This window comes from Pseudomonas sp. H1_A03, assembly GCF_054685145.1.
Genome location: NZ_CP162829.1, coordinates 5,598,596 through 5,623,348 on the forward strand (window position 1 = coordinate 5,598,596; position 24,753 = coordinate 5,623,348).

Sequence of the window (24,753 nt, forward strand, 5' to 3'; positions counted from 1 at the left end):
TGAAGGCCCTATCTTTACATCGTCTCGGAAAATCAGAGTGTTCCCTCAAACACCCTGATCCATGTCACATCAAAATCATTGGCGGGATCTATTCCCATCCTGCGATTATCAATGCCAAGCCTGGCCGTACTTGAATCAGCAACAAACTTGCCCTCCAGTAAAAACCAGTTTGTGCCAGGTTCGATTACTGGGGTTATGTCTTTCCCATTCACTGTGAGTGCCATGCGAGGCGGCAAGGGTAGGCCAACAGAATCGCGAATCCATGCATGGAACGTATAGGAGTTCCCCGGCTCCAGGTTGGTGAAAATCCTGAACAGTTTCTCACTTTGCGTTGCCGGGTTGGATGTATTCGTATATCCCCAGTCTACCAACCAATAACCCATCCCCGTTTCCCAAGGATAAGGACCGTACTTGAGCACCAGATCCCTGGGATCGGTGGCGCCCGCACCTCTCTGCCAACCATTCCACCCTTTCCTGTTTGGATCGAAGGGCGTTTGGTCAAGCAAGCGCTTGCGAAAGATCAACTTCAACGGTGGAAAAGGGATGGCCTCATCGATATTAGCGCTGCCATCCGCGGTCAGCCTGAATGTGAAGGTCAATTTAGCGCCGGTTTCGTATTTATCCAATTCGAGCCGTTTGAGTACACGCGACAAACTGTTGGTGACATCCGTTGCAGTAATCACCTCGGCGTCCATCACCTTAAAGGTATGGACCGATCCATCCCACAGCGGGCCCGAGCACTCCAACCAGCCCCGTTGCCCGACCAGCATGAACCACCAGTCCGGCACGCCTATGCGAGCGTCCCCGGCAAACGTACGTAAATCCAGAATGCCGCCTTGGGTGGCGGGTGGCGTTGCCTGCTGCACTTCCGGCGTCGTCAGACGTACAGGCACGCTGAACTCCAGATCCAAATCCCCCGATGTCTGAAGCTTGCACGCACTGGTAACGGTGTAGTTGAGCGTCAGCGTCTTGCCAGCGGCATGAATCACTTCTTCGCGGGCAACGCTGAAGTCCACATAACCCGGATTGGAGTTGCCCGGTTTGGGGGGTAACGGCACATCAGTGCCATCTGATCGTTTCCAGTTCAACTGGATCTGATGCCTGCTGCTCATGTGTGGGTAGGCCACCCGGACGGTGACCCCGTCCCGCCCGTTGTAAATCGTCAGTTGATTGCCCACAGCTTCGCGCACTTCAGGCGGATTCAACGCAAAATCTACCTGATCGATACTGAAGGTCTGAACCGGAAATTCGAGGGCCGTCGCCAGATCGCAGTTGCCATCGAAGCTCACCGCCGCATGCAGCTCAAAGTCACTGCAATCTTCTAGTTTTTGCAGTTCAGCCCTGGGAATGGGGGCGTCGACGCCATTAGTCATCCAGCCTGCAGTCAGCGGCTCATCCATCAGGATGAAGAATTGGTAAGGGCTACCGCCCTCCAGGGTTCCGCTAATCCAAACCCAGACACATTGCCCGACAGCAGCGTAGTCCCAGATAGGCACCAGCACCGTTGCATCGTCGTCGAATGTCTTGAGGTCGAGGGTGTCACCCGTTGCTTGTTCGATACAGAGCTTGGTCAACTGAGGACCAAGCACCTGGATTACACACCCGGGAGAGTTCTGAGGCAGGTAATTGTTAAATTGAACGCTATAGATCAGTGTCAACGTTTGGCAGAACAGGGCTGCGAAGATCTCAGGGGCGACTTCGAATGAAAGACTTACATCGCCCAGCTTCACGTCCTGGCAACCGAGCGATAAGGGCCCATAATTCGGCCCCGAGGCTTGCATACAAACATGATCACCTTCGGTCATGCCTGGGTAGGTCACTAATGCATGGCCGCCCTGGGTGGTGTTGGCCGGGTTGACCTGCCAGTTACCCGGGGATATCTGCACCGCTTCCTGTAGACGAGGCGGATTCAAATCCAGCGCAGGATCGACGCGCAGCAGCACCGTAGAACGCTGGTGGAAATCCTGAGCGTTTCTAGGCAGCGGGTTCACATTCGACACCGGAGCCTCAGGGTGACAACCGTCCCAGATAACCCCCAGATGGCAGGTACAGGACGTGTAATCATCCAAGTGTGCTAACCATGGGCGCGACAAGAAGAACTCAAACACGTAGTCCTCATGCGCTTCCTCGTCAGTTACTACGTGATCAAAGGCTGCCCAGCAAAATTCAGGTGGTACATTTTGCTCATTACCGGCGACAACAACAAACAATCGCGAGCCCGCCCGAATCATCGGCCAGGCCTTGACCCGGATCGTTTCATTCCCCGTGAAATTGAACATGTTCAACCACAACGTGCCCCACTCCAATTCGGCATGCGCGAACCCAGGCATTGACGCACGCAGATCCTCTTCGCGGACGTCCTGAATCTCAAGCTCCAGTACCAGTGACTCTTTGTGTGCACCACCGACAACGGCCTCGTACCAGATCAGCACGGTATGCCCGATACAGGTACTGATCCATTGCCAGGGAATATCGGCTACATCACCGCTTGCGACACTGATCGGCGGGAACGTCGCGCAGCTCTGGCCTTTAATAGCGAAATGCACAATGACCTGCGCGCTCCCTGCGGGAAGCGCCAGTGTCGCGGTCGTACCTTGGGCTGCATCCAGAGGGTAAAGCAGACTATTGTTCGTAGCGTACTGGATGATTGCAAAGGGTAATTCAGCCGTGGCCACCTTGGTTGATGGGGCGGGCGCAACGCTCATAGCCTGAGCTGGGGAGGTTTTTTTAGAGATCGGTTTTTTAGCCACGATAAGACTCCTGTCCAACGTTAGATAACCGTCGAGGCTGGCCAGGCCAGCCAGAAACTTCGGTTATCTAACGCTCGGATGAGAAATCTTGGCTACTGTCAGATCTGACAGTTCTGCCGCCAACTCACGACTTCCCCGACCAACGGCAAACTCAAAATCTTCGACGTCATAACTTCAGTCTCGATAGCAGGCATGGAAGTTATCGATAAACGAATAGTCGCGCACAAGAATGGTCAACCAACTGATAGCCGTCCCCGGTTCTGTCACATGCTCGACCCAGAAACCTCCTCGCCAATCGTCAGGATAATCGACACTGGTTATGACCTTACCGCCTTCATCATAATAGACGACCGTCGCGGGTTGTTGTTTCCAGGCCCAGGCAAACTTGACGGACTCCAATGGCCGGACGAAGTCAATTCGGTGCAGTTGTGGCGGAACTTGATTGTCGACGTTTTCACACATGACAAAGTGCTTGCCCGAATAGAACTCATCATTAGCGTACGTGACTATACCCGCCACACCAGAGCCCGACGCAAAGGTGATCTTCATCAAAGAAGTCTGCACACTCCCACCCACGCCAAAAGTACCCAGCGGCAGTGATTCGAAACGCTCGATGCCACAAATCAAAGGTCGCTTGATAGTCAGCTTCAGCGCTGGGAAAATGGTCGCACCGCTCTCATGCTCGCTGCCATCGGATGCGACAAGACAGGTGACGGTCAGAGAGGAATCGTGTTTCAACCCATCCAGCTCTGCTCGGATCAAAGGTGCTGCCAGCCCGTTCAGGACCTCGTCGTGCGTGAGCCGTCTGCCTTGCACCGCGTAGAACGTGCGGGGGCTCCCGTCCTTATTTGTGCCGGTGCATTTCAACCAGGCGTGGTGTCCCGCCAGAGCGAACCACCAGGCCGAAACGGTGATTGATGCATCGCCAGGAAAGGAGGCCAAATCCAGAATGCCACCCTGCGTCGCAGGCGGCGTAGCTTGAGGCACTACCGGCGTCGGCAGGCACACAGGCACACTGATCTCCAACTCAAGATCCGGCGACGTCGCGTGCTTGCAACGGCTAACGACACTGAAGCGGATCGGCACTGTTTTGCCAATCCCATGAATGACCGCTGCGCGAGGGATATGGAAGTCCACATAGCCCGCAACGGAGTCTCCCGGCTGGGGAGCTAACGCCAGGCAACCACCCGCTTGCTCCCAGCACAACGCGATGGTGTGGCGATCGCACATGCCGTCATAGGCCACTCTCACCGTCACGCCATCACGGCCATTCCAGACGGTCAATAAATTACCGACTGCCTCTCGCACCGAAGGCGCCACCAGCTCGAGGTCTTTCTGAACCATTTCCAATGACAACGGTAGGAATGCAATTGCGTCCTCCATCTGGGTCGAGCCGCTGAAGCTCACTGAAAAATGAATCTGGAATACCTGGCAGTCGGCCAGTTTTTCCAACTCATCCCGAATCAGTGCCGCACTCACGCCAGCGGTCACCCACTCGGGTTTTACGGTCTCAGCAGTGAGTATGTCCCAGTGAAATGGGCTGCCGTCTCCTAGTTCTCCCGTTATCCACAAACAAACGGTTTGCCCTAAGGCAATGTAATCCCAAATCGAAACCCTGACCGTAGCGTCACCGGGAAAAGTGTTGAGGCAAATCTTACCGCCGGTTTTTTCATCAACGTCTATACCGCTCAATCCGGTGGGTTCAAGCACCCGAGCCAGTAACTCCGACGAAGGCCACACACTGCCACGAAGGACGGTGTAAGACACCTTAATGGGTTTACCGAAGTTCGCACTGATGGCCGAAGCAGGCACGCCGAACAACAGGCTGGTCTCCCCCTGCTGCACGACCTGACACGCCAATACCGGAGTGCCTGGTCCCGGCGTACCTGCCAACTCTACACATACCTTATCACCGGGTTTAATGCCGTCGTACGCCACCACGACATGGGCCCCATTGACGGTATTCGCCGGGTTGATCAAATACCCTTTCCCCTCGACATACACGGCTTCCCGGATAGTCGGCGCATACAGCGTCAACTCCGGCTCACGCACTCGCAGGTTAGCCGTGGCTCGTCGAGACAACTGCGCGTTCCCCGGGAGCCGGGAAATTCGCGGGTCCTCAGGTGCGGTGGCCTCAGCATCTGAGTAGATGATGCCCGCCCCCGTGGTGACCGACGAATAATCGTCATTTTCAGCCAGCCACGCGCGCAGGATGCCCAACAGGAAACAGAAACCACTCTGCGCCTCCTCTTCCGTCACGACATGATTTTCAAGAATCCAGAAGAAACGCGGCTGTGCATGGTGTTCATTGCCAACCGCTTCAAACCATATGCGCTGCCCGGCAGCGATAAAGGGCAAATCGCACAATTCGACGCCGGCATCGCCTGGAAAAGTGGCCATGTCCAGCCACCAGGAGCCGTCAACGAAGGACAGGTCGGTGAACCTGGGAACAGGCATGTCATCAGGCTTGATCACTTCAATGAAGAGTTCCAGCCGGAAGGACTCACCCGCCGCCGTCTTGTACCAAATGATCACGGTCCGGCCGATGCAATAGCCAATGACCCATGCGGGAACATTTACCTCGACATTGGGCGCTCCGGTGCCTTGGGTCATGGCGGTGAAAACGGGATTGGCTTCTTGGCCCTTGATCGCCACGCTCAGCGTAATTTGAGTGCCTGCGGGAATCGCTGACGGGCACGTTACCGTCGTCCCCGCCGTTGCATCTATCGGATACAACGTGTTGTTAGTCGTGGCGTTCTTTACAGTCGGCAACAGGTATTGGTTGGCTGGTTTTTTGGGAACGCCGGCCGAGCTGCCCCGGCCCGAAGCCGTTGTATTCGCTGAGCCTGTTGTGTTTGGTTTAGTCGGTTTAGCCACGATCGGCACTCCCATCCAAGGAAAGATAACCACCCGGCCCGCCTCTGCAGGCCAGGAAACAATGGTTATCTAAACCTCGTATGAGCCCACTTGCCTACTGTCAGAATTGACAGTTCTGACAAGCGACCCCATCAAAGCCCCTCCAATTCCGCCATCAAATCACTCAACCGATCCACCTTCTCCGCACTGATCTCATTCCCCGCCAACCCCTCAATATATTCAGCCAACTCCGCCACCGTACTGCACTCAAACATCGCCCTTAGCGGTACATCGCGCTGCAATGTTTTCTGCACCCGCGAGGCAATCTGCGTCGCCAGCAACGAGTGCCCGCCCAGCTCAAAGAAGTTGTCCTGCACCCCTACCCTTTCGACTTTCAGCACCTCGGCCCAGATCGCGGCCAGGGTGGTTTCCAGTTCGTTGCGTGGCGCCAGGTAGTCCTGGTTGTGCAACTGGCCGATCTCCAGGGCCGGCAGGGCGTTGCGGTCGAGTTTGCCGTTGGCGTTGTGCGGCAGGCGGTCGAGCCAGAGCCAGTGCAGCGGCACCATGTATTCCGGCAGTTCGGCGCGCAGGCGTTGTTTGATGCGGTCCAGGCGTTCGCTTGGGTTGAGCGCTTCATCAGCTGCCACCAGGTAGCCAACCAAATGCTTACCGTTGACGCCTTCCTGCACACCCACCGCCGCGTCGCGTATTTCCGGTTGTTCGTGCAAGCGCGCTTCGATTTCGCCCAGTTCGATGCGGTAGCCGCGAATCTTCACTTGGTGGTCGACACGCCCGACGTACTCCAGCACGCCATCGCTGCGACGCCGCGCCAGGTCGCCGGTGCGGTACAGGCGCTCGCCCGGTGCGCCGAAGGGGTTGGGCACGAACACCGGGGCGGTGCGCAGCGGATCGCTGACGTAGCCGCGACCGACGCCAGTGCCGGCGACGCACAGCTCGCCCACAGCGCCTTGGGGCACCAACTCCAGCGCACCGTCCAACAGGTACAAACGGTTGTTGTCGGTGGGCGTACCAATCGGTAGGTAAGTACCGCGGGTAGACGCCAGGTCGACGCGGTAGAACGCCACGTCATCCGAGCATTCCGCCGGGCCATACGCGTTGACCAAGCCAATCTGCGGGTAGCGCAGCAGCCATTGGTGCGCCAGCTCCGGCGGCATCGCTTCACCGGTGGGTAGCATCCAGCGCAGGCCGTCCAGGCTGATACGGTCCTGGGCCAGCATGCCCTGGATCAGTGACGGCACGCTTTCCAGCACGCTGATGCCTTGGGCTTGGACATGCTCCAGCAGGCCCTGGGGATCATGCGCGATGGTATTCGGCACGATATCCACCCGTGCGCCGAACAGCGGTGCAGCGAGGAATTGCCACACGGAAATATCGAAGCTCTGCGAAGCGGTTTGCGCGATCACGTCCGCGTCGCTCAAGGCCAGGTACGGCACCTTGCTCAGTTGGTTATTGAGCATGCCGCGCTGCTCGACCATCACGCCCTTGGGCAGGCCGGTGGAGCCCGAGGTGTAGATCACGTAGGCGAGGTTGCCCGGGCCGCTGTAGATGCCAGGATTTTCGCCACGCGCCGGTATTTCTTCCCACACCAGCAACTGGCAGTCGAAACCGTCCAGCAACGCGATGGCCTGCTCGCGACAGGCCTCAGTGCACACCAGCAACGGCGTGCGGCTCAGGTCGATGATGCTGCGCAGACGCTGGCTCGGCAGGCCCGGGTCCAGCGGCAGGTAGCCGGCACCGCCCTTGAAGCTGCCGATGATCATGCCCAGCAAATCCAAGTTACGTTCGGCCAGCAAGGCAACCGGTTGATCCAGGTCGACGCCTGCTGCGATCAGCGCATGACCCAGACCGTTGCTGCGGCGGTTCAGTTCGTCATAGGTCCACTGCTGGTCGAGGCAACTGGCGGCGATGCGCTGCGGATGCGCGGCCACTTGTTCTTCGAACAACTCGATATAGCTGCGCTCCAGCGGATAGGCGTGTTCGCTCTGATTACAGCCGTCCACCAGGAACGCGCGCTCCTGCTCGCCGATCAGCGGCAGGTCGGCCATGTCGCCATGGAAGCCCTGCACCAGCGCCAGCAGCAGGCGCTTGAACTCGCCGAGCATGCCTTGCACGGTGGTTTCGTCGAAATAACGCTGGTCATAGGAGAGATGCAAACCGAGGTCATCACCCGGATAACACACAGCCGTCAGCGGGAAATTGGTGTGAGTGCGACCGGAGTCCGAGGTGGCATTCAGGCTTTGCGCGCGGTCCAGCACCGAGACTTCCACCGGGGCGTTTTCGAACACGAACAGGCTGTCGAACAGCGGCTGGCCCTTGGGCAATTCGCTGTGTTCCTGGATCGTCACCAGCGGCAGGTATTCGTACTCGCGCAGCTGCATATTGCTGTCGAGCAGGCCACTCAACCACTGGCGCACGCTGCAGCGCTGGTCATCCTCGGGCAGTTTCACCCGCAGCGCGATGCTGTTGATGAACAGGCCGACCGTGCGTTGCATCTGCGGCATGTCCACCGGGCGTCCGGCCACGGTGACGCCGAACAGCACGTCGCGATCGCCGCTCAAACGGCGCAGTACCAGCGCCCATGCGGCCTGGGCAAACGTGTTGACGGTGAGTTGATGGGCCTGGGCCAGTTCACGCAGTTGCACACCGTCGCAGGCATCGAGGCGGGTGTAGCAATCGCCCACCACCATGCCGCCGCTGTGGCCCGCGTGTTCACGCAGGAACGGCCGGTCGCTCGGAATCGGCGTGGTGCGCTCGAAGCCTTGCAGGTTCTGCTGCCACCACTGGCGTGCCTCATTCAGGTTCTGGCGCTGCAGCCAGGCGATGTAGTCGCGGTAGCGCGGTGGCGTGGCCAGTTGCGCATCGCGGCCTTCGCCCAGGGCCATGTAGATCTCGAAGAAGTCGTTCATCAGCAACGACCGGCACCAGGCATCGATGAGGATGTGGTGGTTGCTCATCATGAACCAGTAACGCTCAGCACCGACACGGATCAGGCGCAGGTGGAACGGCGCCTGCTCGAGCAGATCGAAACCGGCTTCGCGCTCTTGCTTGAGCAAGGCTTGAAGGCGCGGTTCCTGTTCGCTTTCCGGATCGTTGCTCCAGTCCAGATACTCAATCGGCGTGCTGCCCGGTTTATGGACCACTTGCAACATGTCTTCGCCGACGTTCCAGCAGAACGAGGCGCGCAGGGCTTCGTGGCGGGCGATCACCGCTTGCCAGGCCTGGGCAAAACGCTCCGGGTCCAACGCGCTGTTGATGCGGTAACGGTCCTGCATGTAGTAGAGGCCGGTGCCCGGCTCCAGCAGGGTGTGCAGCAGCAGGCCCTCCTGCATCGGGGTCAGCGGGTAAACGTCTTCGATGGCACTGGCCGGAACCGGCAAGCTGTCGAGCTGTGACTGGGTCAAGTGCGCCAGCGGGAAGTCGGACGGTGTGAGGCCGCCAGCGGTGTCCTCAAGGCAATGCGCGACTAGGCTTCGCAGTTCGGCCAGATACGCATCGGCCAATTCGCGAATGGTCTGTTGATCGTGGCGCTCACGGCTGAAGGTCCAGCGCAGCACCAGCTCGCCGCCGTACACCTGGCTGTCCACGCTCAACTCGTTGGGCAACGGCGCATCCGGATCATGGGCCAGGCCCGGGGACTCATCCAGCGGGTGGAACAGTGCATCGGCGCCAAAGCTCTGGTCGAACTGGCCGAGGTAGTTGAAGGTGATCTGCGCGCTCGGCAGTGCAGCCATGGCGCGTTTCCACACGTCATCCGCCAGGTAGCGCAGCACGCCATAGCCCACACCTTTATGCGGCACGGCACGCAGTTGTTCCTTGATCGCCTTGATCGAATCGCCCTGTCCGGCTTGCGGGGTGAGGCGCAATGGATAGGCACTGGTGAACCAGCCGACACTGCGGGTCAGGTCGACCTCATCGAACAGGGCTTCGCGGCCGTGCCCTTCCAGCTGGATCAGCGCCGAAGCGTGACCACTCCAGCGGCACAACACGCGCGCCAACGCGGTCAGCAGCAAGTCGTTGACCTGGGTGCGGTAGGCGCTCGGGGCCTGTTGCAGCAACTGGAGGGTGTGCTCGGCATCCAGGCGCACGCTGACGGTGTCGGCGTCACGGTTGCGCAGCGAGCCTTGCGGGAGTGCCACAGGAAGTACGGCCTGCGGGCCGGCCAGTTGGTGCTGCCAGACGCTCAACTCTTCGCGCAGGGATTCGCTGCCGGCGTAGGCCTGCAAACGCGCGGCCCAATCACGTAGCGCACTGGTCTTGGCTGGCAGGCTGACGGATTGGCCGTCGCTCAGTTGGCGGTAAACGTTTTGCAGGTCTTCGAGCAATACGCGCCACGATACGCCGTCCACCACCAAGTGATGGATCGCGATCAGCAGGCGTTGCTGGCCCTCGGGACCATCCACCAACAAAGCGCGCAACAGCGGGCCGTGTGCCAGGTCGAGGCTGCGTTGGGTCTCGGTGAACAGCGCGGTGCACTGGTCCATGTCGCGTACTTGCGCCTGCATCAGTACGCCGCCTTGCGGTACGGCGAGGTGTTCGGCGTGCCATTGCGCATCGCGCCGGGTGAAGCTCAGGCGCAGGGCGTCGTGGTGTTCCAGTACCGCTAGCAGCGCTTGCTCAAGGCGGTGCGGGTCAAGCAGTTGCAGCGGTTTGAGCAGCAGCGCCTGATTCCAGTGCTGACGCTGCGGGATCTCGGTGTCGAAGAACCAATGCTGGATCGGCGTCAGGCCCGAGCTGCCCGTCAGCACGCCTTGCTCAGCGCTGATGTGCTCAGCGCGCGTGGCGACAGCGGCCAGGGTTTGCACGGTCTGGTGCTGGAACAGGTCGCGCGGGCTGAAGTGAATGCCCGCTTGCCGCGCACGGCTGACCACCTGGATCGACAGGATCGAGTCGCCGCCCAGTTCAAAGAAGTTATCGTCCAGGCCGACTTGCTGCACATTCAACACTGCGCACCAGATCGCCGCCAAGGTGCTTTCCAGCTCATTGCGGGGCGCTACGTACTGTTGGCGATTGGCCTCGGGGTCGGGCTGCGGCAAGGCACGGCGGTCGAGTTTGCCATTGGCGGTCAGCGGCATACTGTCCAGCACGATCAAGTGCGCGGGCACCATATAGTCCGGCAGCTGCGCCTTGAGGTGGGCCTTGAGTGCGTCGCGCAACGCGCCATGGTCTGCGTCGCTGACCAAGTACGCCACCAACTGTTTGCCGCTTGGCGAATCCAGCGCCAGCACCACCGCTTCACGCACGCCATCGTGCTCCAGCAGGCGGGTTTCGATCTCGCCCAGTTCAATACGGAAACCGCGAATTTTTACTTGATGGTCGATGCGCCCCAGGTACTCCACCAGGCCATCGGCGCGCTGGCGCACCAGGTCGCCGGTGCGATATAGACGCCCGCCATGCGTGGCAAACGGATCCGCAACGAAGCGCTCCGACGTCATGCCCGGGCGCTGGTGATAACCCTGCGCCAGACCGGCGCCGCCGACGTATAACTCGCCGGTCGAACCCTGCGGCACCAACGCCAGGTCGGCGTCGAGAATGTAGGCCACGCGCTCACCGATGATGCTGCCGATCGGCACGCTTGCGGCGCCCTCCTCCAACTGCTCGGGCGCAAGACTGGCCAGCGGCATCACCACGGTTTCGGTCGGGCCATAGGCGTTGAAGAACACCTCAGGCAGAAATGCGGCACGGATGCGCTGCAAGTGCTCGCCGGTCAGCGCTTCGCCACCGGTGATGCACATGCGCACCGGCAAGGTCTGCTGCTGGGTCGCCAACCACTGCGCCAACTGGCTGCCGTAGCTCGGTGTGAAGCCCAGGATGTTGATGCCATGGGTGCGGATCAATCCGCAGATTTCCTCGGCATCCCACTGGCCCTGGGCACGCAACACTACCTGGGCACCGCTGAGTAGCGGCACCAGCAGACGCTCGGTGGCGGCGTCGAAGTTGATCGAATAGAAGTGCAGCTCGCAGTCATCGGGACGCATGCCAAAGCGCTCGATCACCGCCGCGCAATGCATGGCGATTTCACCGTGGGACACCACCACGCCTTTCGGCTTGCCGGTGGAGCCGGAGGTGTAGATCAAATACGCCTGGTGTTGCGGCAGGCTGATAAACGGCAGCGCATCGCACGGGTAGTTGGCGAGCACCGGCAAGTCATCTTCTAGGCACCAGCATGCGACCGTCTCCGGCAACTTGCCGAGGGCTTCGAACATCGCCGCATCGCTGAGCAGCAGGCCGATGCCGCTGTCTTCGATCATGTAGTGCAGGCGGTCCAGCGGGTATTCCGGGTCCAGCGGCACATAGGCGCCACCGGCCTTGAGGATCGCCAGCAGGCCGATGACCATTTCCAGGGAACGCGGCAGCGCCAGGCCGACGCGCACCTGCGGGCCGACGCCACGCTCGCGCAGCATCCAGGCCAGGCGGTTGGCGCGGGCGTCCAGCTCGGCGTAGGTGAGCGTTTCACCAGCAAAGGTCAGGGCCGGGGCATCAGGGCGATGCATCGCCTGCTCGCTGAACAGTGAATGGATGCACTGGTCGAGACGGTGCTGACCTTGTTCAACGCCCAGGCTGTCTTGCACCACACGCTGTTCATCGGCGCTCAGCAACGGCAACTCGCTGAGGCGTTGCTGCGGATTGGCGATCAAGGCTTCCAGCAGATTGCGCCAATGGTCGGCCATGCGCGCAATACGCGGTTCGTCGAACAGGTCGGTGCTGTAGGTCAGGCAGCAACCCAGGCGATGGTCGAGGTCGGTGACTTCCAGGTTGAGGTCGAACTTGGTCGCGCGGGCATCGTTGGCCAGGTACTCGACGGTCATGCCGGCCAGTTGGCGGCTTTGCTGGAATTCCCAGCGCTGCACGTTGCACATCACCTGGAACAGGGGGTTGTACGCCGCACTGCGCGGCGGTTGCAGGGCTTCCACCAGGTGGTCGAACGGCAGGTCTTGATGGGACTGGCCTTCGATCACCGTGTGGCGCACGTGCTCGAACAGTTCAGCGACGTTCATCTGCCCATTGAGCTGGCAACGCAGCACCTGGGTGTTGAGGAACGCGCCGATCAGCCCTTCGCTTTCCGGGCGAATGCGGTTGGCGACGGGGGCGCCGATGCGCAGGTCGGTCTGGCCGCTGTAACGGTAGAGCAACACGGCCAGGGTGGCGGTCATGGTCATGAACAGGGTCAGGCCGCGCTCGGCATTGAAGGTACGCACGCGGGCGGCCAGGTCATCGCTGAGGTCGAAGCGGTACAGCTCGCCCTGATGGCTTTGCACCGGTGGCCGTGGGCGGTCGCCGGGCAGTTCCAGCAGCGGATGTTCAGTGCCCAGTTGCGCGGTCCAGTAGTCGAGTTGGCGCTGACGCTCGCCGGACTCCAGCCACTGGCGCTGCCACACGCTGTAATCCAGGTATTGAACCGGCAACGGCGCCAGCGGCGATTCGCGCTCGTCGATAAAGGCTTCGTACAGCGCGCTGAGTTCACGGGCAAAGATGTCCATGGCCCAGCCTTCGGTGACGATGTGGTGCAGGGTCAGCACCAGGTAGTGTTCCTGTTCGCCGGCCTTGACCAGGCAGGCACGCAGCAACGGCCCGGTTTCCAGGTTGAACGGCGTGTGCGCTTCATGATCAGCCAACTGCTGCAGACGCTGCTGGCGCTCGGTTTCGTTCAGGCCTGAAAAATCCTGCCAATCCATGCGCAAGCCGGTCTGCGGCGAGACCTTTTGATAGGCCACGCCGTCGATGCTCGGGAAGGTGGTGCGCAGGGTTTCGTGACGCATGATCAAGGCCTGCAACGCTGCCTCGAAACGCCCCACATCGAGCACGCCACGCAAGCGCGCCATGCCGCCGACGTTGTAGGCCGGGCTGTCCGGCTCCATTTGCCACAGGAACCACATGCGCTGCTGGGAATAGGACAACGGCACCGGTTGGCTGCGGTCGACCTTAGCGATAGCCGTCTGCTGGTTGCGTAGGCCCGACGCCTGGATCAGGCCGACCTGCTCGGCAAAAGCGCCCAGCTCACTGGCTTCAAACAAGGTGCGTAACGGCAGCTCGACGTCACACGCTTGGCGGGTACGGGAGATGATCTGCGTGGCCAGCAACGAGTGGCCGCCGAGGGCGAAGAAGTCATCGCGCAGGCCGATTTTTGGCAGGCCGAGGACTTCGCGCCAGATGGCGGCGATCTGCTGTTGCAGTGGGGTTTCGGGCTCAATGTGTTCGCGGGTTTGCCACACCGGCTCAGGCAACGCGCGACGGTCCAGCTTGCCGCTGGGGCTCAGGGGCATGGCGTCCAGGCGCATCAGCAGCGCGGGCACCATGTACTCCGGCAGCTCGGCGGCCAGGGCAATTTTGACCTGCTGTTCATCCCGTTCGCCGTGGGCGGTGTAGTAGCCGATCAACTGCGCGTCACGCACCAGCACCACGGCTTGGGCGATGCCGTCCAGGGCCAGCATGCGCGCTTCGATTTCTTCCGGCTCCACGCGGAAACCGCGCAGCTTGACCTGCTGGTCGAGACGGCCCAGGTACTCAAGCACACCATCGGCACTCCAACGGGCACGGTCACCGGTGCGATAAAGTCGCGCACCCGAGTGGTCGGCGACAAAGCGCTCAGCCGTCAACCCGGCGCGCCCCAGATAACCCCGGGCCAGGCCGATACCGCCGATGCACAGTTCACCCGGCACACCCCGCGGCACGGGGTTGAGCTGATCGTCCAGCACGCGGCAGATCACATTCCCCAGCGGGCGGCCAATCGGCGAGCGCTCGCCGTCCTCCGCGCGGCAGTGCCAGTGGGTCACGTTGATCGCGGTTTCGGTCGGGCCATAACGGTTGTGCAGCTGCACCGCCGGCAACTGCGCCAGGACGCGGTTGCGCAGTTCGGCGGGCAAGGCTTCGCCACCGGAAAACAGGCGACGCAGGCTGGTGCATTCGGCGGCCAGCGGTTCGTCGATGAACAGCTGCAGCAGCGGCGGCACAAAGTGCAACGTGGTCACGCCGTGTTCCTGCACCAACTGCGCGATACGGTGCGGGTCGCGATGCTCGCCAGGGCCGGCCAGCACCAGGCGGCAACCGGTGATCAGCGGCCAGAAACATTCCCACACCGACACGTCGAAACTGATCGGTGCCTTTTGCATCAGCACATCGGTGTCATTCAGTTGATAGGTGGCCTGCATCCACTGCAAGCGTTCGGCCAGGGCCGCATGGGTATTGCCCACGCCTTTGGGCTGGCCGGTGGAACCGGAGGTGTAGATCACGTAAGCGAGGTTATCGCCGTGCAGGTGCAGGCCGGGCGGCTGGGTCGGCCAGCTGTCGAGGTGCAGGCTGTCCATCGCAATCACGCAGACGCCGCAGGCAACTGGCACGTGGTCCAGCAACGCGGTCTGGGTCAGCAGCAGATGCACGCCGCTGTCCTCCAGCATGTAGGCCAGGCGCTCGGCGGGGTAATCCGGGTCCAGCGGCACGTAGGCGCCACCGGCCTTGATGATCGCCAGCAGGCCGATCAGCAGTTGCGGCGAACGCTCGGCGGCGATCGCCACGCACACATCCGGGCCGACACCCTTGTCGCGCAGATAGTGAGCCAGGCGATTGGCCTGGGTGTGCAATTGCGCGAAGGTCAGGCTGCTGCCCTCCCAGACCAGTGCGGGGCTGTCCGAGGTGTGCCTGTTGAGCAGCTCTGGCAGCCATTGCTGGGCGGGCGCGCACGGCGCTTGACTCCACGGTTGCTGCTCGTCTTCCTGCATCAGCTTGAGATCGCCGATGGCTTGCTGCGGCTGGTCACACACGGCTTGCAACAGGTTGATGAAGTGCTCGGCCAGGCGCTGGATGGTCGCGCTGTCAAACAATTCGTCGGCGTAGTCGAACGACAGGCTCAGGCGCCCGTTACGGTCTTCTTCGCTGTGCAGTTGCAGGTCGAACTTGGCTTCGCGGCTGTGCCATGGCAGCTCGTCGGCGAGCATGCCCGGCAGACGGCGCAAGGCGCTGAGGTCGCGTTGCTGGTGGTTGAACATGACCTGGAACAGACCCTGTTCGCGCGCTTGCGGGAAGGCTTCCAGCAGTTGTTCGAACGGCAGGTCCTGATGGGCCTGAGCGCCCAACGCAGCCTGGCGAGTCGCGGCCAACAGGTCGTTGAACGGCAGACGCCCGTCCAGCTCGGCACGCATGACCTGCGTGTTGATGAAAAAGCCGACCAGGCCTTGGGTTTCCTGGCGCGGACGGTTGGCGTTGGGCACGCCGATGCGAATGTCACGCTGACCGCTGTAGCGGTAGAGCAGGCTCTGGAATGCTGCCAGTAACAACATGAACGGGGTGGATTGGTTGGCCTGGGCGGTCTGGCGGATCGCTTCGCTGAGGTGCACGCTAGTTCGTACGGTATGACGCGAAGCGCTGTTCCGGTGTTGCGCCGAGCGCGGGTGGTCGGTTGCCAGGCTCAGGGTTGGATGTTCTTCACCGAGTTGCGCTTTCCAGTACGCCAATTGGCGCTGGCCTTCGCCTTCGGCCAGCCATTGGCGCTGCCAGCTACCGTAGTCGGCGTATTGCAGGGCCAGCGGCGGCAGCTCAAGGGTTTCGCCCTGGGTTGCGGCGGCGTACAGGCGTGAGAATTCGTCGATGAGGATATTCAGCGACCAGCCATCAGCGATGATGTGGTGCAGCGTCACCAGCAACTGGTGATCTTCATCGTCCAGGCGCACCAGGGTCACCCACAGCAGCGGGCCTTTTTCCAGGTCGAACTGGGTGCGCGCTTCGTCTTCGCGAATCTGTTGCGCGCGGGTTTCACGCTCGGCCACGGGCAGGTCGCTGAGGTCGATGAATTGGAGCTCGAAATCCGCCTTGGCATCGACGCGCTGGAAGGCCTGGCCGTCGCGTTCGTAGAAGCGGGTGCGCAGGGCTTCGTGGCGCTGGACCAGGTGTTGGAAGCTCAAGCGCACGGCGTCTTCATCCAGCTCGCCGCGCAGGCGCAGGGCGCCGGGGATGGTGTAGGCGCTGCTGTGTGGGTCCAGTTGCCAGGTGATCCACAGGCGGTTTTGCGCCAGGGATTGGGGCAGGTCTTCCTGGCGTGACAGGCTATGGATGGCGCCTTGGGCGACGCCGCCGTCCTGCTCCAACCGCGCAACATTGGCGGCAAAGCCTTCCAGGGTTGGCGCTTCGAACAACATGCGCAGGTTCAGCTCCAGGCCCAGTGTTTCACGCAGGCGCGCGACCACCTGGGTGGCGGTGATGGAGTTGCCGCCGAGCAGGAAGAAATGGTCATCGGCCGCGACCGTCGCGACGTGCAGTTGCTCGCACCAGATCGCGGCGATCTGGTTTTGCAGTTCGCAGCCCAACGCTGCATCGCTGACCTGCACGTGCAGATCAGGGAACTGCGCATAGCTGTCGAGGCTGCCATCGACATACCGCAGCGCACACGCTGCACGTTGCACCTTGCCGCTGGAGGTCTTCGGCAAGGCACCCGGGTTGAGCAGCACCACCACGCTCGGCGCCTCCTGATACGCCTCGGCGACGGCTTGGCGGATCGCCTTGATCAGCGCATCGGGCGGCAGGATTTTCTGCACGCTGCGGCTGATTTCGGCGGCAATGCCGATACCTTCCAGGCCCTGGTCATTCACTGCGAATGCCGCGACCCGGCCTTTGCGCACCACTTCCACTTCGCGCTCGATGGTCTGCTCGATGTCCTGCGGGTACAGGTTATGACCGCGCACGATCAGCAGGTCTTTCAGGCGGCCGGTGATGTACACCTCACCGTCGCGGATAAAACCCAGGTCGCCGGTGCGCAGCCAGGTACGGCCAGCGTGTCGCACAAAGGTCTTGGCGGTGGCTTCGGGGTTGCGCCAGTAGCCGTGGGCGATGCTCGGCCCGGTGGCCCAGAGCTCGCCGACGTTATTCTCGGCCAGTTCGGTGAGGGTGTGCGGGTCGGCGATCAGCACCGCGTGTTCGGGTTGGCTGGTGCCGCAACTCATGATCGCACTGCCCTGCCCCGGCTCGGCACGGTTGGCAGCCAATGCCTGCTCGTCGACGCGCAGCGCCGGGATGCCATGGCCGCGAATGCCACCAGCGACAAACAGGGTCGCTTCAGCCAGGCCGTAGGACGCGAAGAAATTATTCGGGGTAAAACCGCAGGCCGCGAACTTCTCGGCGAAGCGTTCCAGGGTGTCGAGGCGGATCGGTTCGGAGCCGGAATAGGCCACGCGCCACTGGCTCAAGTCCAGGCGCTCCAACGCCGACTCGCTGACCCTTTCGCTGCACAGGCGATAGGCGAAATCCGGGCCGCCGCTGATGGTACCGCCGTATTCGCTGATCGCTTCCAGCCAGCGCAATGGCCGACCGAGGAAGTACGCCGGCGACATCAACACGCAGGGCACGCCGCTGAAGATTGGTTGCAGCAGGCCGCCGATCAGGCCCATGTCGTGGTACAGCGGCAGCCAGCTGACAATCACGTCATCCGGGTTAAGGTCGATGCCAAAGCCGCGACGGATCAGCACTTCGTTGGCCACCAGGTTGCCATGGCTGACTTGCACGCCCTTGGGCAATGCGGTGGAGCCGGAGGTGTATTGCAGGAATGCGATGTCGTCGGGGTGCAGGTCGGGGGCGATCCAAGTGCCGGCACTCTCCAGAGTATCGACGCTCAATACCATTGGGGCGTTTTCGATCTGCGCCAGGCCATCGGCAAGGCTCGCGACGGTCAGCAGCAGGCGCGGCTCGGCATCGCTGATGATCGACAGCAGGCGTTCCTGGTGGTGTCGACGGGTCGACTCCGGCGGGTAAGCCGGCACCGCAATGACCCCGGCGTACAGGCAACCAAAGAACGCCGCGACGTAATCCGGGCCGCTGGGGAACAACAGCACCGCACGGTCGCCCAGGTCCGCATTGGCTTGCAAGGCAGCGGCGATGCTGCGGGCGCGCAGGTCCAGGTCGCGGTAACTGAGCACAACGCTGTGCTCGGCCGACTCAGCGAGGAAGCGCAGAGCGACCTGGTCAGGCGTCTGCACGGCGCGACGTTGAAGGGACTGGACCAGCGTTTGGGGAAGTTCGAAGGCGTCCATCATGGGGTTCCTGCCTGAAATCGGCTTGCGGGAAATTCGGGAATTGGGGGGCTTTTAGCCGGCGGCCAGTTGCCGCGCCGCGCCGTTGCGCCAGCGGGCCAGGTGTTCGTCGGCGTAGCGCCGCACGCAGCGCAGCACGGCGCTTTCGTGTTGGATGAGGAAGAAGTGGTGGCCGTCGAACATGTCCAGGGAAAAGCCACTGGCGGCGTCGAGTTGCCAGTCGAGCAACTGGTCGGCGCGCACGCTGTCCTGTTTGCCGCCAAATACATGAATCGGCATGCCCAGCGGCGCCCGCTCGCCATAGGTGAAGCTGCCGCACAAGAGAAAATCGGCGCGCAGGATTGGCAGCATCAACTGCATCAACTCGGGGTTGGCCAGGGCTTCTTCGGCGGTGCCTTGCAGCTCGCGCAGGCGGGCGATCAGTTGTTCGTCGGTCTTTTCGATGGCGTATTCGCTCACGTCACGACGTGCCGGCCCGGCTGTACCGGAAGCGAACAGCGCCAACGGCGCAGGCACATTGCGTGCATTCAGCGCGTGGGCCAGTTCGAAGGCGAGCAGGCCGCCGAGGCTGTGGCCGAACAAGGCATAAGGGCCGTTCAAGTCACGGCTGATTTCATCCGCGAGCTGCGCAGCCAAGGCTTTGATATCGCGCTGCAACGGTTCGTCCATGCGCATGCCACGGCCAGGCAATTCCAATGGGCAAACGTGCAACCACTCTGGCAGGGCCCTGCGCCAACGCGCGTAAACCATAGCGCTGGCGCCCGAATAAGGCAGGCAGAACAGACGCAGTCGAGCCGGCGTACTCATCAGGCGACGACTCCAAACTGAAACACGCTGTGTGCACGATGCAAACCCATCTCGTCCTCCTGCGGGTGCTGATCCTTGGTCGTTTTACTAACGGACCTGTCACCCAGAAGAACGGACGGCACCGGCAAATAATTAGTCGTCGGGTACAAGCGAGACGCGGTTCACACCTAACCAGAAAGCATAAGATTAGTTCGCCTTCTCATTTGACAATCATTATCATTCAGCATAATTTGTTGCCCGATGTGTAGGAGGCCTCAGCAAGGACGCCCTCCCCTAACCTCTTTTGCGACAAGGTGATTTCCATGACGGAACAAGTATCCACAGGCAGGTGCGACTCACCGCTTCTCCAGGCGTTCGTCGATAATCGACTGATTCTGGTGAAGATTGCGGCACGTATTACCGGGTGCCGCTCCCGGGCCGAAGACGTAGTGCAGGATGCCTACTTCCGCCTGCAGTCGGCGCCGACGATCACCTCATCGTTCAAGGCCCAGCTCAGCTATCTGTTCCAGATCGTGCGCAACTTGGCGATCGATCACTACCGCAAGCAGGCCCTGGAGCTCAAATACTCAGGCACCGAAGAGGAAGGCTTGAATGTGGTTATTCACGGCGCTTCACCGGAAACCTCGCACATCAATTTCAATACCCTGGAAAACATCGCCGACGCCCTGACGGAGTTGCCGCAGCGCACCCGCTACGCGTTCGAGATGTACCGCCTGCATGGCGTGCCGCAAAAGGATATCGCCAAGGAACTCGGCGTATCGCCGACCTTGGTGAATTTTATGATTCGGGATGCGCTGGTGCATTGCCGCAAGGTGTCGGGCAACCACAGCGATACGTTTGCGCGGCGGGTCTGACACGCCGCTGTAAACAATGTGGAAGCTGGCTTGCCTGCGATAGCGGTGGGTCAGCTACCCATGTTTTCCCTGATACACCGCTATCGCAGGCAAGCCAGCTCCCACAGTTTTGATCTGTGTTGTGCCTCTCAGGGTACCGGCGTCACATCAATCCGATACGGCTCGAAAATCTTCAACATCTCGCCATTTTCGCGCAAGCGCCTGAGCAACGCGGAAAACGCTTCCCCCCGTGATCGGCGCTTTGGGGCGCAGCAATGCGTAGTGGTGATACACCTGGTCGATACGCTCCGACACCAGGAACTGCCCGGCCATGTCCACGTTGCGCACCATGAAATCACTCAGGTAAGAACGGGTCACCAAGGCGATGTCGGCCCGCCCGCGCGCGACCATCAACAGGTTGCTGTCATGGGAGTAGGTCAACGTGGCGTTGAAGTGCTCAGCCATGTACTTGGGATCGGGGTTGAAATGTGCGAAGGCGTAGTGGTAACCGCTGAATACCGCCAAATGCTTGCCGTTCAGGTCAGCGAAATAGGCCTGGTCGCGACCAGGCTCACGCTGGGCGACGAAAATTTCCGCGTCTTCCAGGCCCATGTCGACTGTCGTGTGGGGGATCTCCTGCCAGCCCCAGTCGGGGTTTTCGAAGATGGCCATATCAATCCGGCCCTGCTCGAAATCGCGAAAACGTCGCGGAATTGAGGTGGGCACCAGCACAAATTTATAATCGGTCTGCGAGGCGTTCAAGGCCTCGACCAGTTGCGGCAGCAAACCGGTGTCAGCGCCCTGCTCCGGACGCACGGTGTAAGGCGGGAAATGCGCCGCGCCGATCCTGACCAATTGGGCAGCCGAAGCCGGCATCCACCACGCGGCGCCCACTGCCCAAAAAGTTAGTCCTGCAGCCAGCCGCCATGGCGAAAACATCAAGGCACACACCGTTCAACACGCTAATGGCGATAAGCTAGGCGTTTTTGTCTGGCGAGACAACTTTTCTCCGGCAAATTAATACCTTGCGCCTCAATCGGCCTTCAGAACCATCAGCAGGGCTTCTTCGGCTAATTGCTCGAGGGTCATGCTGCCCTCGGCGCGGGACCAAGTGGTGGTCCAGGACAAAGCGCCGGTCAGGAAGCGCCGGGTGATAAACACATCGCCACGGATATAGCCGGCGTCCTTGGCCTCGCCCAGCACTTGCAGCCACAGCGCCTCGTACACATCGCGCAGAGCCAGCACCTGAGCCTGGCCTTCAGCCGACAGCGAGCGCCATTCGTACACCAGCACCGCCATCGCTTCGCCGCTGCCGCCCATGATCGACTGCAATTCGCAGCGGATCAGCGCCAACACACGTTCGCGTACGTCGGTGGCTTCCTCAAGAGATGCGCGCATCATCGCGGTGTTGTAGTGGATGGTTTCTTCCATCACCGCGCGCAGGATCTCGTCCTTGCTCTTGAAGTGATGAAAGATACTGCCGGACTGGATACCCACGGCGCTGGCCAGGTCGCGCACGGTGGTGCGCTCGAAGCCCTTGTTGCGAAACAGGTGGGCCGCCGTTTGCAGCAGCTTGCCACGAGCGCTTTCGGGGTCGGTCAATTGGCCGCCGTCGATCATGGTGCGCATCACCCGCAGGGCTTTATGCTCATCCATGCCTCTCTCCTCTACTTCCACGGACGTCTTGGCCGGCAATTTAGGCCGTGACAGCCACCCAAGCAAGCGCTTGGCTAAAACTTGTGCATGGAGTTTACAAACCAAGCGCTTGCTTGGTAGTCTCGCTAACAGCCATTCGAGGAAGGATTTCTCATGAGCAAGACGGTTCGTATCGGCTGTGCCAGCGCCTTCTGGGGCGACACGTGTACCGCTGCCGCGCAGTTGGTGCACGGCGGTGAGCTGGATTACCTGGTCTTCGACTACCTGGCGGAAGTCACGATGTCGATCCTGGCCGGTGCGCGGATGAAAGATCCCCAGGCCGGCTACGCCACGGATTTTGTCGACGTGCTCACGCCGTTGCTGGGCGATATCCAACGCCAGGGCGTCCGTGTGATCAGCAACGCTGGCGGCATCAACCCCCAGGCCTGCGCCGCCGCTCTGCAAGCAGCCTGTGACCATGCGGGCGTTGCACTGAACATCGCCGTGTTGCTGGGGGATGACCTGCAGCCTCAGTTCAAACGGCTGCACGGCATCACCGATATGTTCAATGGCGCACCGCTGCCGCCGATGTGCGTGTCCGCCAATGCTTACCTCGGCTCACCGGGCATTGCGCAGGCGCTGGCATTGGGTGCGGACATCGTCATCACCGGCAGGGTGGTGGACAGCGCGGTGGTCAGCGCGGCGTTAGTGCATGCGTTCAACTGGTCCTGGCAGGATTACGACCGCCTCGCCCAGGCCGCACTGGCCGGGCATATCATCGAATGCGGCGCGCAGTGCACCGGCGGCAATTTCACCGATTGGCGCGAGGTACCGGACTACGAGCACATCGGCTTTCCTATCGTAGACGTCAGCGCCGACGGCCAGTTTATTGTGAGTAAAGTCGACGGCAGCGGTGGGCTGATCAGCGAACTCAGCGTGGCCGAACAGTTGCTGTATGAAATCGGCGATCCGCATGCCTACCTGCTACCGGATGTCATCTGCGATTTCAGCCAGGTCAAATTGCAGCAGCAAGGTAAGAACCGGGTGCGCCTGCATGGCGCCAAGGGCTCGCCCCCAACCGACCAGTACAAAGTCAGCGCCACCTACCCGGAGGGTTTTCGCTGCACCGCCAGTTGCCTGATCGCCGGAATCGATGCGGTGGCCAAGGCCGAACGGGTCGGCCAGGCGATCATCAACAAAACCTCGGAGCTGTTCAGCCAACGCGGCTGGGCGCCCTACACCGAGGTGAATATCGAACTGCTGGGGAGCGAAGCGACTTATGGCGCCCATGCGATGCGCCAGGACTGCCGCGAAGTGGTGGTGAAATTGGCGGTGCGACACCCCAGTAAACAGGCGCTGGTGCTGTTCGCCCGCGAGATTGCCCAGGCCGCCACCGGCATGGCGCCAGGGCTGACCGGCATCGTCGGCGGGCGGCCAACGGTGTATCCGCTGATTCGGCTGTTTTCGTTCCTGATCGACAAATCCGCCTGCGAGCTGGAAATCGACCTCCGAGGCGAACGCCACACCTGCGCACTGCCGATTGCCGACGCCCCCACCCTGCCCGCTGCACCGATCGTCCCACCCAAACCCCAAGGCCGCGCCGACGCCAGCGTGCCTCTGGTGAAACTGGCCGTGGCGCGCTCCGGCGACAAGGGTAACCACAGCAACATCGGCGTAATCGCCCGTGACCCCGACTACCTGCCGTGGATCGCCGAGGCGCTGACCCCGGAGGTGATTGTCGATTGGATGGGCCACGTACTGGATCCCGTGCATGGCCGCGTCGAGCGCTGGTATTTGCCCGGCAGCCACAGCCTCAACTTTTTGCTGGAAAACGCACTCGGTGGTGGTGGCATCGCCAGCCTGCGCATTGACCCACAAGGTAAAGCCTTCGCCCAGCAACTGCTGGAAATCCCGATTGCCGTGCCGCAGCACATAGCCGATCAACTCGTATAACCAGGAGCGTTGCCGTGGCCTTCGACTCGATCTTCAAAGCCGACCTGTTTCAGGGGCAAACCGTGATTGTCACCGGCGGTGGCAGCGGGATTGGCCGTTGCACTGCACACGAATTGGCAGCCTTGGGCGCCCAGGTGATTCTGGTGGGACGCAAGCCGGAAAAGCTGCAAGCGGTCGCAGCGGAAATCGCTGAAGACGGTGGCATCGCTCATTGGCAGGCCTGCGACATTCGCGATGAGGAGGCGGTGAAGACGCTGGTCAGCCAGATCCTGAGTGATCACGGCCCGATCCACGGTTTGGTGAATAACGCCGGCGGCCAGTACCCGTCACCATTGGCCTCGATCAACCAGAAAGGCTTTGAAACCGTGCTGCGCACCAACCTGGTCGGCGGTTTCCTGATGGCCCGTGAAGTGTTCAACCAATCCATGAGCAAGCACGGTGGTGCCATCGTCAACATGCTCGCGGACATGTGGGGCGGCATGCCCGGCATGGGCCACTCGGGCGCGGCGCGCGCCGGCATGGACAACTTCACCAAGACCGCCGCCTTTGAGTGGGGTTGTGCCGGCGTGCGAGTCAACGCCGTCGCGCCGGGCTGGATCGCTTCCAGCGGCATGGACACCTACGAAGGTGCGTTCAAGGCAGTGATTCCAACCCTGCGCGAGCATGTGCCGCTCAAGCGTATCGGCACCGAGTCGGAAGTCAGCGCGGCCATCGTCTTCCTGCTCAGCCCCGCCGCCGCCTTTATCAGCGGTAGCACCCTGCGCATTGACGGCGCCGCCAGCCTCGGCAGCCGCGCCTGGCCGTTGCACAAGGCGCAACCGTCGAGCGAACCGTTCAACGGCTTCCACCGCGCCTACCTGCCGGATGTGCTCAAGGCGGAGAAATAAG

8 protein-coding genes and 1 pseudogene are annotated in these 24,753 nt (G+C 61.4%); 3 read left to right on the forward strand and 6 right to left on the reverse strand.

Going from position 1 to position 24,753, the window contains the following annotated elements; genetic code table 11:
* Positions 1–32 precede the first annotated feature (32 nt).
* The 4 genes from AB4O35_RS25915 to AB4O35_RS25930 form a co-directional block, all read right to left on the reverse strand.
* A complete protein-coding gene (locus tag AB4O35_RS25915; RefSeq protein WP_065880793.1) occupies positions 33–2,750 on the reverse strand; it encodes a hypothetical protein in 2,718 nt (905 codons plus the stop codon).
* 174 nt (positions 2,751–2,924) lie between these two features.
* Positions 2,925–5,627: a hypothetical protein gene (locus AB4O35_RS25920; RefSeq protein WP_256530425.1), complete on the reverse strand. Its 2,703-nt coding sequence runs from the start codon at positions 5,625–5,627 to the stop codon at positions 2,925–2,927.
* 131 nt (positions 5,628–5,758) lie between these two features.
* Complete coding sequence (locus tag AB4O35_RS25925) at positions 5,759–18,640, reverse strand: non-ribosomal peptide synthetase (RefSeq protein ID WP_460149364.1); 12,882 nt, start codon at positions 18,638–18,640, stop codon at positions 5,759–5,761.
* A 51-nt stretch (positions 18,641–18,691) separates the two neighbouring features.
* Entirely contained in the window at positions 18,692–19,444 is a 753-nt protein-coding gene (locus AB4O35_RS25930) for a thioesterase II family protein (RefSeq protein WP_460149366.1), read from the reverse strand.
* Between the two features lie 302 nt (positions 19,445–19,746).
* Here AB4O35_RS25930 and AB4O35_RS25935 point away from each other — a divergent pair, with 302 nt between their 5' ends.
* Positions 19,747–20,298, forward strand: coding sequence for an RNA polymerase factor sigma-70 (locus AB4O35_RS25935; RefSeq protein ID WP_027603895.1), 552 nt, complete (start codon positions 19,747–19,749; stop codon positions 20,296–20,298).
* Positions 20,299–20,426: 128 nt separating this feature from the next.
* Here AB4O35_RS25935 and AB4O35_RS25940 read toward each other — a convergent pair.
* Both AB4O35_RS25940 and AB4O35_RS25945 read right to left on the reverse strand, forming a co-directional pair.
* Positions 20,427–21,216, reverse strand: a pseudogene (locus AB4O35_RS25940) (substrate-binding periplasmic protein).
* Positions 21,217–21,309: 93 nt separating this feature from the next.
* Positions 21,310–21,933, reverse strand: coding sequence for a TetR/AcrR family transcriptional regulator (locus AB4O35_RS25945; protein ID WP_460149368.1), 624 nt, complete (start codon positions 21,931–21,933; stop codon positions 21,310–21,312).
* Positions 21,934–22,086: 153 nt separating this feature from the next.
* Here AB4O35_RS25945 and AB4O35_RS25950 point away from each other — a divergent pair, with 153 nt between their 5' ends.
* Both AB4O35_RS25950 and AB4O35_RS25955 read left to right on the forward strand, forming a co-directional pair.
* A complete protein-coding gene (locus tag AB4O35_RS25950; RefSeq protein ID WP_065880789.1) occupies positions 22,087–23,865 on the forward strand; it encodes an acyclic terpene utilization AtuA family protein in 1,779 nt (592 codons plus the stop codon).
* A gap of 14 nt (positions 23,866–23,879) precedes the next feature.
* Positions 23,880–24,752, forward strand: a complete 873-nt coding sequence (locus AB4O35_RS25955; RefSeq protein ID WP_065873402.1) for an SDR family oxidoreductase — start codon at positions 23,880–23,882, stop codon at positions 24,750–24,752.
* Position 24,753: the final 1 nt, after the last annotated feature.